Genomic DNA, 14,111 nt, shown 5'->3' on the forward strand with positions numbered 1-14,111 from the left:
CGACTGGCGGATACGCCTAATAAACGCCGACGGTACGGGCGGGCGGCTACTCATCGAAAAATATTTCAATACTAATGAGCGGATCGACCGTGACCCAGTCTGGTCCCCAGACGGCACGCGCATCGCTTTTGTCTCCCGTAGAGACGGGAACGACGACATTTACGTGGCGAATGCCGATGGCTCAGAACCGAGAGCTGTTACGAAGGAAAAGGATTACAACTTCGGTTCTCCCTCATGGTTACCGGCGGGGGATTATGTAATAGCTCGTAAATATGGTGAATATCCTTATAACAGCTATCTGAGAAAGAGTCTGCTCTGGATGTACCACAAAGACGGTGGAAAAGGAATAGTCGTGTCCAAAGATAAAACTGAAACCCACAACAGCGGCGCATCTTTTTCTCCTGACGGCAGATACGCTTATTTTTCTTCACACGCCGGCGGATTTAAGTACAATGCCACTACCGGAAGGTTTCAGGTGAGGAAAGTGGATTTAATAACCGGTGAACGGCAGACGATAACATCGGTATACGGCGGAGCGATTCGTCCGGAGATCTCTCCTGACGGAAAGTGGATGGCTTATGCCACGCGGTATGATTTTCACACCGGACTCATGCTTCAAAATCTCGAGACGCGGGAAGAACACTGGCTGGCTTATCCCACTCAGAGAGACGATCAGGAAGGATTCGCCGTCAACGACGTATTGCCGGGTTACAGTTTCACTCCGGACGGAAGATACATTGTGATCAGCTACGGCGGTAAGATACACAAAATATCGGTGGATGGAAGGAGCGACAGCGTAATTCCTTTTAATGCGCACGTAAATCAGGGACTTGGACCGCTTGTTTATTTTAAAGATAAGATCACCGAGGCTGACATCGAGGTGAGGCAGGTCAGATGGCCCTCGGTTTCTCCTGACGGAAGAAAGATAGTGTTCAGCGCTGTGGGGAAGCTTTACGTCATGGAGACGAAAAACGGCAGAATTAAAAGACTTACCAAAGACAAACGATTAGAATATATGCCGGTCTTCTCTCCCAACGGCAAAGACGTGATCTACGTATCCTGGTCGGATAAAGTTGGCGGTCATCTGATGAAGGTATCTGCAAAAGGGGGGAAACCCAAACAGCTCACAAAACGTGACGGCTTCTATTCTTATCCTTCTTTTTCGCGGGACGGAAAAAAAATATTATTCGTTGCCGGAAGTTCGAAAGCGTGGCTCGCCGAGGAATTCGGTGAAGTCAAAGACCTGGTGTGGATGTCCTCGAAGGGTGGAAAATTAAACAGAATAATGCGCTCCCCCGGCAGTCTATCAAGGACGTTTTTCAACAGGGACGCATCAAGAGTATATTTCACCGACAGTTTGCCCTCAGAATCACCGGAAGAACCGGGAAAGACTGCGTTCAAATCGATCAGAACCGACGGCATAGATGAACAAACGCACCTGATATTTACCGGACCTACCCAAATTGTACCCTCCCCGGACGAAAAATGGATATTTTTTACGAGTTATAACAACGCATTTTTATCCGCCTTTCCACGACTCGGCAAAGATGAGATAAAGATGTCGACGAGCGACTCTCCTGTACCCCTTAAGCAGATAACCAAAGAAGGAGCGTTTTATATCAATTGGACAAATTCGGGAAAAGATATAACGTGGGGATACGCAAAGAAGTTTTTCACCCTTTCTCTTGATTCGGTAAGAGCAAAATTTATCGAGAAACCGGAGGATGATGACGAAAAAGACTCGGAAAACGGCGATGACGAAGAAGAGGGGGAAGAATCCGATTCAACCGACAGTGAAGAGGAAGACGAGGAGGAAGAAGAGAAACCGGAATTCAATCCAACGACGTTTGAAATCAAGTTGACAGTTAAGCGGGATGTTCCTTCGGGTAAAGTAGCGCTGACTAACGCCCGGATAATCACGATGAACGGTTATGAAGTAATAGAGAATGGGGACATTATTGTCGAAGGAAACAGGATAACGGCAATAGGAAATTCCGGGAGTCTCACTATCCCGGCGGGGGCGGAAAAGATAGACCTGAGCGGCAAAACGGTTATTCCCGGCTTTGTGGATATCCACGCTCATCTTGGACCGCAGCCGGATATCTTCCCGGACAGGGTTGCATCGTATGCCGCTAATCTTGCTTACGGAGTAACGACAACTCGCGATCCCTCCAATTCCAACAAGCAGGTATTTGCCGCTGCGGAGATGGTCGAGCACGGAGATATACTCGGACCGAGGATCTACAGTACGGGTGACGTCATGTTTCCGGGTCTCGTTAAGATTCCCGATAAAAAGGCAGCCATGCACCACGTCCGAAGGTACAAGGAGATAGGCGCTGACTTTCTCAAGCAGTATATGCAGTCACGCCGAATACAACGGCAATGGGTCATTATGGAAGCAATGAAGAACGAGTTGAATACGACTGCGGAAGGAGGCGGTGACCTGAAGACCGATCTATCTATGGTACTTGACGGGTATACCGGTTTCGAGCACAGCCTTCCCATCGTACCCCTCTACAGAGACGTTACCGAGCTGATAGCGCGGGCAAAGACGTATTATACGCCCACGCTGATAGTATCCTACGGCGGTCAATTCGGACAGAATTACTGGCGCGGAAAATATGACATCCACGCCGATGAAAAATTGCGTAAATTTACTTCTCATGGAGAAATCGACCGAGAAGGCAGGCGCCGGACGCTTTTGCTCGATGACGATTACCATTTCAAAGAAATAGCAAAAGGAGCAAAAGATATCGTAGAGGCGGGGGGATATGTCGGACTCGGCTCGCATGGCGAACAGCAGGGACTCGGCGCTCACTGGGAGCTCTGGATGATGGCATCCGGCGGTATGTCCAACCACGACGTGTTGAAGAGCGCAACCATGACCGGGGCTTATTCGGGTGGATTACAGGACGACCTCGGTTCGCTGGAGAAGGGCAAGATCGCCGACCTGATAGTTCTTAATTCAAATCCGTTGGACAATATAATGAACACAGTTGATATCCTGTACGTAATGAAAAACGGCGAGCTCTTTGACGCCGATAATTTGAATAAACTTACGGGGGACAAAGAGAAGTTCGAGCCGTTTTTCTGGACTGAGGAAGATGCTAAAGTTCAGACGATGCTGAACGGAGATTAATCGGCTCGTCGATCTATTCGAGGGAGGGGATTTACTCCGAGAAGAAACACACCCCGTCTTTTTTCCGTATTCACGAAAAAAATCCACCCCTCTCAAGAGGGGAATTATTAGTGTTTCTCCGATTAACGATGTGGCGCAGTCACCCTGAGCGCCAGCCCGCCTGTCTGACCGCTTGCCGGGCAGGACTGATGTCTGGCGGGAAGTCGAAGAGGGGTGCCTGCGTTAATTTGCCACGCTGTGAAGTCAATTATACGGGGACAGAGAGTGACCTGCCCCTGCAAAAGTTATTTAATCAGCGTTTTCTTTAAGCACCGCCTGCGCGGCGGCGAGGCGGGCGATAGGCACGCGGTAGGGTGAGCAGGAAACGTAATCGAGACCCAAGTTGTGACAGAATTCCACCGAGAGCGGGTCACCGCCGTGTTCGCCGCATATACCGATCTTGAGGTCTGGTCGTGTTGAGCGGCCCTTTTCCACACCGATCCTTATGAGCTCGCCCACACCGTCAAAATCTATCGTCTGGAAGACATCGCGCTCGTAAATTTTTTTCTCTTCGTACTCGCCGAGGAATTTTCCTGCGTCATCGCGGCTGAATCCGAAAGTCGTCTGCGTCAGGTCGTTCGTTCCAAACGAGAAAAAATCAGCCTCTTTGGCTATCTGGTCAGCCGTTAGGGAAGCACGGGGGAGTTCTATCATCGTGCCTATCAGATATTCGATTTTTACGTCTGTTTTCGAGAGTATTTCGTCCGCGACTGCCGTCACTACAGCCTTTTGATCCCGTAGTTCCTTCCAGTGTCCGACGAGAGGGATCATAATCTCCGGCTTAACGTCTGTCCCTGATTTTTTGACTTCAACAGCGGCTTCGATGATGGCGCGAGCCTGCATCGCTGTGATCTCCGGATAGGTAAGTCCGAGTCTGCATCCCCTGTGGCCGAGCATCGGGTTGACCTCGTGAAGCGAGTTGACCTTAGCCTGAAGTTTCTCGAAGGTTACGCCCATCTTATCGGCGAGATTTCGGATATCATCCTCATCGTGCGGGAGGAACTCATGAAGGGGAGGGTCGAGAGTTCTGATCGTTACGGGAAGTCCGTTCATCGCTTTGTAAATTCCGATAAAATCTTCGCGCTGCATCGGCAGAAGTTTATCGAGCGCTTTTTGCCTGCCCTCTTTATCATCGGCAAGTATCATCTCCCGGACCGCGTCGATTCGATCACCTTCAAAGAACATATGTTCAGTGCGGCAGAGTCCGATACCTTCCGCGCCGAATGACAGAGCTACTTCAGAGTCGTGCGGAGTGTCGGCATTCGCCCGAACATTCAGTCTTCTCTTTTCATCAGCCCATGTCATCAGTTTCTCGAACTTCTGATACAATTCCGAATCTTCAGCTTTCATACTTTTAGTGGCAACAACCTGAACTATCTCCGACGGACTGGTGCCGACCACCCCCAATATCACGTCGCCCGTGTTGCCGTTGATGGATATTTCGTCCCCTTCTTTTACGACCTTACCGTCGACCGTGAATTGTTTCGAAGCGTAGTCGATTTCGAGCGCACCGCAGCCGGCGACACAGCATTTGCCCATACCGCGTGCGACTATAGCGGCGTGCGAGGTCATGCCGCCCCGTGCGGTCAGGATACCCTCTGCGGCATTCATCCCGGCGATATCCTCCGGCGATGTCTCAATCCTCGTCAATATGACTTTATCGCCCCGCTCTTTCAACCTGACGGCTTCGTCGGCGGTGAAAACTACTTTACCGGTAGCGGCTCCGGGTCCGGCGTTCAGTCCGCGCGCTAAAAAGCGACCGTCAGATTTTGCTTTATCGAGGTCGTTAAAATCGAATATCGGAAAAAGAAGCTGGTTCAGCTGCTCAGGATCAACTCTCAAAAGCGCCTCATCGGTTGAGATAAGCCCTTCTTCCACCATATCAACGGCTATATTCAGGGCGGCGTGAGCGGTACGCTTTCCGGCACGGGTTTGAAGCATCCAGAGCTTGCCTTCCTGGATCGTAAATTCTATATCCTGCGTGTCCCGGTAGTGATTTTCTAATTTGTTCCTGATGTCGTTAAGCTCGTTATAAAGTTCCGGCATGATGCTTTCAAGCGTGATCTGTGAATCTTCCGATTTAGTGGCATCGTTAAGCGGCTGCGGCGTCCTTATGCCCGCAACGACGTCCTCCCCCTGGGCATTCACAAGATATTCGCCGTAGAAAATATTTTTTCCGGTTGCCGGATCACGAGTAAAAGCCACTCCGGTTGCGGAAGCCTCGCCCATGTTGCCGAAGACCATCGACTGGACGTTGACAGCGGTTCCCCAGTGGTCGGGCAGGTGGTGTATTCGTCTATATTCAACTGCGCGCCCTATGTTCCAGGATTTGAATACTGCAAGAATCCCTCCCCAGAGCTGCTCAAGGGGATCATCGGGGAACGGATTCCCCGTTCCCGCCTCGACCAGATTCTTATACTTATCGGTAAGCGTTTTCAAGTCTTCTACGCTAAGATCAGAGTCAGAATCAACTCCGCGGTCTTTTTTCATTTCCTCGATAAGAGCTTCAAACTTCGAGGAATCAACTCCGAGTACAACGTTCCCATACATATAAATGAACCTGCGGAACGAGTCCCAGGCGGCGCGTTCGTTACCGCTCTTTTTAATAAAACCCTCTAATGTCTTATCGTTCAGACCGAGATTCAATACGGAATCCATCATTCCGGGCATCGATTGTCTCGCACCGGAACGCACAGAAAATAAGAGAGGATTTTCAGGGTCGCCATAGACGAGTCCGAGAGAATTTTCCACTTTATTCAGATGCTCTGCAACTTCGTCTTCGAGTCCGTCGGGTAAAGTCTGATCGTGTTCCATGAAATAGACGCATGCTTCGGTAGTCAGAGTAAATCCGGGCGGTACGGGGATACCGATATTGCTCATTTCCGCTAAGTTAGCGCCTTTACCGCCAAGAAGGTTTTTCATGTCGGCGGCGCCTTCAGCTTCTCCGCCGCCGAAAGAATAAACATATTTCATCTGATAATTCCTGATTTAATAGGTGTCAAATTTCATCCCGCATTTAGGGGTGCGAAATTTAGCGAAAGTTACTCCTAAATGCAATCCGAGTGTTAAGTGTTAAGCCGAGACCGAATTGTCATCCACCGGAAGATAAAAAAAAGCATGAACGACACAGCAAGCCCGGGGAATATCGGCTCTACCCCAAAAAGATAAAGCGGTTCAAGTTGGGAACCATTGTAGAAACCGATCATTAGCAAAACCGAAGATATGGTGAATGCGGAAAGCATTAACCAGAGTGTGTGATTCCCCAGTAAGCGATAGCGGGGGAAATATGTCGATACGACAGGAATCAGCAGTGCCGGTATAAGCACGCTCCCGAACGAGTACCATATCCCGATTACGGAGGGAATCAGGTATGAAATCACAATCGCTGTGATCAGCGTTATTATAATACCTATCTTTGTATTTGATACGCTGTCGTCCGCTCTATTTTTTCTGAGTCTCCAGATCAGATCTCTTCCGATGGTAGCTCCGGATATCAGCGTAAGACTGTCCACAGTCGACATAATTGTTGACAGCATTCCGATAAAAAACAGACCCTTGGCGACGGGCGGTAGTAATGCCTCAGCCAAAAGCGGGTATGCCTGAACGGGACTTATTCCGGGCAGCAATGCTCTGGCATAAAGTCCGGCGCTGATGGTCATAAAGTCAAATAATACCCAGAAACCAATGGCGATGAATATCCCTTTGCGGGCTACGGATGGATTTTTCGCGGCTGCGCAGCGCTGGTGGAATGATGGATCCACAAGCGTCCACAGGGCTATAAAGAACCAGACGATTATGTATTCTATACTAATACTACCTTGCCATGTGAGATGAAGATTGGGGACGGATGAAGAAATATAACCTATTCCGCCGAGCTCACTGACGGCAAAAAACAGCAGCATAACGAACCCGGAGTACATCAAAACGAATTGCAATTTATCCGTTTGAGCCACGGCGCTGAATCCGCCGGAATAAATATATACTACCGAAAGCAGAGCCCCTATCACTATTGAGAGACCGAAGCTCCACCCGAATATAAGCTGAAGCAGAACTCCGAGCATCAAGACATAAGGCGCCGGTGAAGAAATGAGGAATATCAACAGGCTGCCGAATATGCCTGTGGCTTTCCCGAAACTTTCATACAATCTGTCGGGCATTGTAAGAGATTCTCCCTCTCGAATTTTACCCGCAAGCAAGACAGCGAAGAGAGCTGAAAAAATATAAAAGGGAAAACCGAGAACAATCCAGGTGGAAACCCCGTGTTGATAAGAAAATTCGCCTATCCCCAATATGCCCCCGTAAAAAGTGACAACAAGCGTAGCCACGAATCCGGGTACCGTCAGGCGTCTTCCAGCCAAAAGAAAGTTCTCGGGATCGTTGTTTTTCTTCCTTCCTGCCCGAAATCCCATGAATACGACTGTCGAAAAATACAGGAATATCAGGATCATGTCGATTCCGCTGAAGGTGATTTTATCCAACTATCGGTGTACCATCGCTTTTTTCGAATAGTTTGAACAGAAATAATCCGTCTCCGAATACCTTGACAGTGACAGATGGTTCCGAGACTTGATTGCTGACTCCGAAGGGACCGAACGATTGCAGTTCCCCGTCAAGCTCCCACTTTAATCCTTTTGTGGTAACCCAGGATGAACCACCGAGAACCATGAGTGAAATTTTTCTTCCTATTTCCGCCTCAAAAGTCAGGTCCTTCAGCACGAATACAGTTTCCGCGAAGTCGTCAAGGATAGTGAGACGGGCAAGTTGATCGTACCGCTTCAGCAAGCTCAGATTCGCGAGCGAATGGTCGATCTTTTTTCCTGTCGCGCCGAGGAGAACTATCTCATCCATACCCTGAGATATTTCATACTCGATCGCCTTCATACTGTCGGTCGTGTTCTCATCGGTATCTTCGATAATTTCTGTTTTATTGAATTTCTTAACGGTCGCCGGAAGAATAGAATCCATATCTCCGATAATAAGAACGGGTGAGTAACCGGTGTCAGTCAGGTGATTAGCTCCCCCGTCCGCGCAGACTATTCTTTCGGAGGAATCGAGCAGAGCCTTAATTCTATCATTGAGAATGAAGTCTCCGTTTCCAATAACAACCGACTTTTGTATGTCGGTCAAAACTTGAGCGTGACAGTTATATATGCGTTTCTTAAGGCGGCGGGAATATATTCGGGAATAAATCCCTGATAGTAGTACACGTAGCCGCTGGTCTCATATTTCGTATCAAGAATATTATTGACGTTAAGCTGGATTCGGATAGGAATAGCGTTTCCGGCGTTGTTATAGTCATAACTCAGGAAGAAATTAACAATCCTATGTGCGTTTATCGATAAATCAGCTGTTCCGGAATTGTCAAGAAACTGCCCACCCACAAACCGTGTATAAAGGAACGATGAGATTGTACTTCCTCTGTACCCTACCTTAATTCCCGCGAGGTAATCGGGAAAGCCGGAAATTTTATTGCCGGAACGGTCTATCGGAAACAGCTTCCCTTCGATGTCATATCCCGGTTCATTGTAACTGACAAAGTAATTATCGTTGAGACTAAAATTTCCGGAGATATACGCCCCGTTCGTTAAAGACCAGGAAGCATCAGCCTCAATTCCCCGGTGAATAGACTTCACGGCGTTGTAGTACAGTCTTAATCCGATATCGTCCACCTGTCCGGTCGGAACTATCTCATCCCTGAAGTCCATATAGAATAAATTAAGTTTCAAAAATGCATTTGAGTTCCGCCATGCGCCTCCGAGTTCGTAATCATAGAGGGTTTCTTGTCCTATAAGCGGTTTGCTGAAGTTCGGTGTGCCGTCCGGGTTTAATTCAAAACGAGGTACGGCATAAGGGTCGTCGGCGTCATAAATGTCCGCGTCTCTCGGCTCGCGATTGGCAACGGAGAAATTGACAAATGCCGTTATGCTGCTGTTCAGCCTGCGATTAATACCCATTCGGGGTGTGAGAAAGTTATAGTTCACACTGTATTCATAATCGTTTTTGAAGGCGCCTATCGGGTTCTGATCGAAATCATAGCCGATATGCTGATATTGAACGTCGAACATCAGGTCTGTATTTTCGTCTATACCGTATACTACGTGAGTGTAAATAGTGGAGGATTGTTTACCGGTTTCGTACCCGTAATATTTGTTGTTAGGCGGCGTTTGATTGTTCTCTTTTACCCAAATAACTTCACCCCAGTGCTTTGCGTTATAGAAGCTGAACTCTGCTCCCAATGCCAGCGACCAGCCGGCTTTCGTGAAAGTAAATCTGGGGAGCCATCCCCATTGTGATTTATCAACGTTCTTCTTTCGCACGAGGTCAGTGGTTTCAACACCAACGAGGTTATACTCGACAGGATTTCTGTCAGATTTATAATCCTGAAAGAAACCGTCGCCCTTTACATGGAAGAAGGTGTTCTCGAATCTGATTTGTTCATTTATTCTCCAGTCGTTGATTAACTGATAGTGGCTTTGTAAAAAATCGTCCACCTGCTCGTCGAAGAATTCATTTTCTTCGCTTGGCGAATAAAAATTTGAGCGGCGCAGATCGTCATCATCTAAGAGATCCTTACCGATACCGAACCATGCGAATTTTGCCACCAATGGTCCACCGAATACGTTAAACGTGGTCGTCATATCACGGTCATAGCGGCTGCCGGATAAAAAATACGACCATGAATCGACGCCGGAGTCTGTCCGGTATCCGTCCGTTCGTAATTTGGAAAATCTTCCGTAGGCGGAATACTTGTTTTCAATGTAGCCGGTTCCAAAAGAAAAATTTAATCTTCGCGTATTGTAACTACCGGACGTTCCTGAAAGAGTAATTCCCGGTTCTGTGCCGGCGCCTTTCGTCAGTATATTAATCGAACCTCCGATAGCGGCAGTCCCATATAGTGAGTTACCGACGCCTCTTTGAACCTGAACGTCTTGTATATTGGCGGAGAGGTCTGCTATATCATAAAAATAAGTCACGTGGTCTTCCGGGTCGTTCAGCGGAACGCCATTCAGGGTTACGGCAACTCTTGTGGCGTCAAAACCCCTGATTTTTATCTCCGTGTAACCCATTCCGCTTCCGGTCATGGAATAGGAGTAGAGGCTCGGGATTTCGTCGAGGAGCATCGGGAGTTCCTGAGAGGAATATTTTTCGGTCAGCGTCCTTGAATCCACATTACTGAATGCTACCGGGGTTTTCCCGCTGATCGCCCGGGTTGCGCTCACCACAACGTTTTCTCCTTCGAGTATCCTCGGATAAAGAGAAAAGAGCACAGAAAGAGCGGTCTGTCCGACCGTTATCTTTTGTTTCCGGACATCGTACCCGATCACACCCGCGCTTATGGTGAATTCTCCGGCCGGCACGCCGCGAATAATGAATTGACCGCTTTCATTTGTGGCGGCGCCGAACGTAGTGCCTTCTATGAGTACGTTAGCTCCAAAAATAGGCTTGTTATCTATGGCGTTTCTTACGCTGCCTGATATTTCACTGCTGATTTGAGCGTTGGAGAATATTGGAACGAGTGTAATAATTACTCCGGTGATGATATTCAGATAATTCATTTTGCCTCCCTCCGCTGGTATTATCCAGATCAGGTTGTAAGGGTATGTTCTCAGGCGGTATGGAGGAACCGCCACCCCTGTTGTTTCTCTGATAACTTAAGTTTTTAAATGCAAAGAAGCAATACTCTGTTTTGTGCGGTCGGGACTTGCCCTCTTTTCAAAGGAGGGGATACGAAACCTCCTCCCTCGAGGGAGGTGTCCCGAAGCTTCGGGACGGACCTGCCCGACTAATGTCAGGCGGGGGGTGTGATTCTGATGTTTTCTTCAAAAATATCGTCACCGAACGATTACACCCCTCGTCCCGGCAGCTGCCGGGACACTCCCCTCAAGGGGAGAGAATCTGAGGTGCAGTCGGGGGTTAACGATATGACAAAAACCTCTTAAAAACCGTTTTAAGAGTTAACACGTGCTGCCTGTACTCAGATGAGTAGAGGGAAAAAGTTAATCAGCGATTATAGACAAACGTAACGACTTCAGGGAGGAGCTTAAAAGCGATTATCAATCCGTAAGAACTCCAGAGCACTGCCTTGCGCCAGTTACGTCGTTCAACGGATCTGCCCTCATCGGAAATTTTGACGGAGGAAGAGGCAGTTCCGTTTTTTCCATATTCCATGTAGTAGGCTGCACCGAGCAGTAGGATTGTAGCGGTTACATTATAAATTCTGTTCTCGGCAAACCACGGACCGACGTTGAGTCCCCCGAGCCCGATCAGGTTCAAAGTAGCGGGACCTACGCAGCAGAGCGTGGACATGAATCCCGTGACTATCGCCGCCGTCGATGCAAACAAACTCCAGATCATTTCAAATTTTCCATCTTACACTTTCTGTGCGAGTCAGGGCTTGCCCGACTTTACAAAGGAGGGGAAACGAAACCTCCTCCCTCGAGGGAGGTGTCCCGTCCCGAAGTTTCGGGATCGGGACGGACCTGCCCGACTAATGTCAGGCGGGGGGTGTGATTTTGATGTTTTCTTCAAAAATATCGTCACCGAACGATTACACCCCTCGTCCGGCTGAGCCGGACACTCCCCTCAAGGGGAGAGAATCTGAGGTGCGGGTCGGGACAAACCCTGACTGCCACATGAGGATCAACTTGTATTTTCCATTAATGAAGCTAACAAGCTACTATACCAGACTGAATTGAGGCGGGTCAGTAGTTAAATTCGCGCGGGCGCCTATCGGCAGCGTTACTCTTGTATCTATGTGACCATATGCGAAATTCATGACAACAGGGAAATTATACCCTTTAAGCGCCGAATCGAGGATAGGTTTGAACTCTTCAAACTGGTCGGCATCATCGGGGAAACAATCTTTGAACTCTCCGAGAACCAAGCCGGATATTTTATCAAAAACACCCTGATACCTGAGATGATGAAAGTGCCTGTCGAGCCTTCCCGGGTTCTCTCCTAAATCTTCCAACACTAATATCGCTCCTTCCAAGTTCGGCATATAAGGTGTGCCGAAATAGGGAAGTAATACTGTAAGCGTGCCTCCAATTATGTTTCCGGCTGCCTGCCCATTCTTGTAGACGAGCAGCGGCTGATTCTTAGGGTTTGATATTGATGGACGTTCCATCAGAGTTCTCCACAGCATCTCCTCGGAAAAATTATCGAAATTTCCACCCATATCGCTTGCTACCATCGGTCCGGAATATGTTACAACACCGGATTTTGCCAACAGTGCAGCTGATAGAGCGGAGATGTCGCTGTACCCGACAAGAATCTTGGGGTTGGAACTTATCAGGTCATAGTCTAAGTGATTGAGGAGTCTTTGTATTCCGTATCCGCCGCGCACGCAAAAGAGCGCGTTGATTTCCGGGTCTTTCCAGAAATTTATGAATGAACTCAATCGCTCTTCGTCGCTGCCGGCAAGATAGCCGTCTGCGTTTGAGAGATTATCCGCTATTTTAACCATAAAACCTCGGTCGGCGAGATAAGCCAATCCGTTTTCGACTTTGTCCGAATCGGCGGCTGAGCAGGGCGCGATTACCGCGATGCCGTCGCCTGCCTTCAATTTAGGGGGCAGCTGATATTTCATTTTAATTTATTCATTCAGTTCCAAATCGAACGGATAAACTAACCTTCGTGAAAAAAAATCTCAAGGGAATTCACCTTGCGGATTAGCGGGTGGTGGATTTACCTTTTGTGAGGTTTTTTTCAATTCATCATAGCGCGGAGAAGAGATGATAAACATAGTTTGGCTTTTATTGATCGTTATCGGTGTAGGCGTGGCGATTGTGAACTCCATCGTCCACGGTGACCTCGAACCGCTCAGAGCGGTCACGAGCGGCGCCTTCAACATGTCGAAAACTTCTATCGAGATAGCCATAGGTCTGATAGGGTTGATGATGCTCTGGTTGGGTTTGATGAAGTTAGCCGAGGAGTCCGGATTGATAAACATCATCGCAAAACTCGTCAAGCCTCTGATGATACGGCTTTTCCCGGGCGTTCCGGCGGATCATCCGGCGATGGGCGCGATGATAATGAACATCTCGGCGAATATGCTGGGGTTAGGGAACGCTGCGACTCCGCTCGGACTGAAGGCGATGATGGAACTGCAAAAGCTGAACGAGAACGATGAGGTCGCCACGGACGCAATGGCTACTTTTTTAGCCTTGAACGCCTCGAGCGTGACCATCATACCTTCGACTGTAATAGGTATACGCGTTGCGACAGGTTCCGCCGATCCGGCACGGGTGATCGGGACGATACTATTTGCGACCATCTGCTCGACTATAGTGGCGCTGACACTCGCAAAACTTTTAGGAAAGATGAAACGGTACAGAACAGCCGGCATGGAACCTAAACCGGAACAACAACAGACATAGGAGGCGGGTATGTTTCAGTCAATCATAGAAGGAATCTCGGCGATCGCGATACCGCTCGTACTTATCACTATCCCCTCATACGCCTATTTCAAAAAAGTGAAGGTCTATGAAGTGTTCGTAGAGGGCGCGAAGGAAGGATTCAACGTCGCCGTTAGGATAATGCCGTTTCTCGTGGCAATTTTGGTGTCCGTAGGTATTTTCAGGGCATCGGGCGCTTTGAATTATATAACGGTTCTGCTCGCTCCGATAACTAATTTTATCGGTATGCCGTCCGAGACGATACCGATGGCGTTCATGATGCCTTTGTCCGGCAGCGGAGCGATAGGAGTTATGACCGACTTGCTGAATACGTACGGTCCCGACTCGTTCATAGGTCTGTTAACGTCAAGCATGATGGGTTCGACTGAAACGACGTTCTACATCCTCGCGGTGTATTTCGGGTCAGTAGGAATTAAAAACGGAAGGCATACGCTGCCAGCGGCGCTTGCAGGAAACATAGCCGGAATATTGGGGGCGGTACTGATAAGCAATTTAGTGTTTGGTTAACTGAATAA

At 48.5% G+C, this 14,111-nt stretch carries 7 protein-coding genes, 1 pseudogene and 1 riboswitch; of the genes and pseudogenes, 2 read left to right on the forward strand and 6 right to left on the reverse strand.

The genetic code is table 11. The annotated features are described in order from the left end of the window. Positions 1-3,139: PD40 domain-containing protein (locus IID12_00230; GenBank protein ID MCH8287518.1), on the forward strand; the 3,139-nt coding region annotated here is incomplete at its 5' end. 288 nt (positions 3,140-3,427) lie between these two features. Here IID12_00230 and IID12_00235 read toward each other — a convergent pair. The 6 genes from IID12_00235 to IID12_00260 form a co-directional block, all read right to left on the reverse strand. After that, positions 3,428-6,151 carry a pyruvate, phosphate dikinase gene (locus IID12_00235; GenBank protein ID MCH8287519.1) on the reverse strand — a complete coding sequence of 908 codons (2,724 nt, stop codon included), beginning with the start codon at positions 6,149-6,151 and terminating at the stop codon, positions 3,428-3,430. A 92-nt stretch (positions 6,152-6,243) separates the two neighbouring features. After that, a complete protein-coding gene (locus IID12_00240; protein ID MCH8287520.1) occupies positions 6,244-7,656 on the reverse strand; it encodes a sodium:solute symporter family protein in 1,413 nt (470 codons plus the stop codon). Beyond that, positions 7,649-8,305, reverse strand: coding sequence for a thiamine diphosphokinase (locus tag IID12_00245; protein ID MCH8287521.1), 657 nt, complete (start codon positions 8,303-8,305; stop codon positions 7,649-7,651). The genes IID12_00240 and IID12_00245 overlap by 8 nt, the downstream gene beginning before the upstream one ends. Beyond that, a complete protein-coding gene (locus IID12_00250) occupies positions 8,302-10,734 on the reverse strand; it encodes a TonB-dependent receptor (GenBank protein ID MCH8287522.1) in 2,433 nt (810 codons plus the stop codon). The genes IID12_00245 and IID12_00250 overlap by 4 nt, the downstream gene beginning before the upstream one ends. Continuing rightward, a riboswitch (TPP riboswitch) is annotated at positions 10,724-10,823 on the reverse strand. (Overlaps the previous gene by 11 nt.) Before the next feature lie 356 nt (positions 10,824-11,179). Further along, on the reverse strand, positions 11,180-11,533 hold the full coding sequence (locus tag IID12_00255; GenBank protein MCH8287523.1) for a hypothetical protein: 354 nt from the start codon (positions 11,531-11,533) through the stop codon (positions 11,180-11,182). A gap of 322 nt (positions 11,534-11,855) precedes the next feature. After that, positions 11,856-12,767, reverse strand: a complete 912-nt coding sequence (locus tag IID12_00260) for an LD-carboxypeptidase (protein MCH8287524.1) — start codon at positions 12,765-12,767, stop codon at positions 11,856-11,858. A gap of 148 nt (positions 12,768-12,915) precedes the next feature. Between IID12_00260 and IID12_00265 the strand changes: the two are divergent. Next, positions 12,916-14,103, forward strand: a pseudogene (locus IID12_00265) (spore maturation protein). Positions 14,104-14,111 lie beyond the last annotated feature (8 nt).

It is taken from the genome of Candidatus Neomarinimicrobiota bacterium (assembly GCA_022567655.1).
Taxonomy (GTDB): domain Bacteria; phylum Fidelibacterota; class SORT01; order SORT01; family SORT01; genus JADFGO01.

Bases quoted from the DNA above. Each gene is read 5' to 3' on its own strand.
- IID12_00235 (MCH8287519.1), bottom strand. From the start codon at position 6,151: ATGAAATATGTTTATTCTTTCGGCGGCGGAGAAGCTGAAGGCGCCGCC.
- IID12_00250 (MCH8287522.1), bottom strand. From the start codon at position 10,734: ATGAATTATCTGAATATCATCACCGGAGTAATTATTACACTCGTTCCA.
- IID12_00260 (MCH8287524.1), bottom strand. From the start codon at position 12,767: ATGAAATATCAGCTGCCCCCTAAATTGAAGGCAGGCGACGGCATCGCG.
- IID12_00255 (MCH8287523.1), bottom strand. From the start codon at position 11,533: ATGATCTGGAGTTTGTTTGCATCGACGGCGGCGATAGTCACGGGATTC.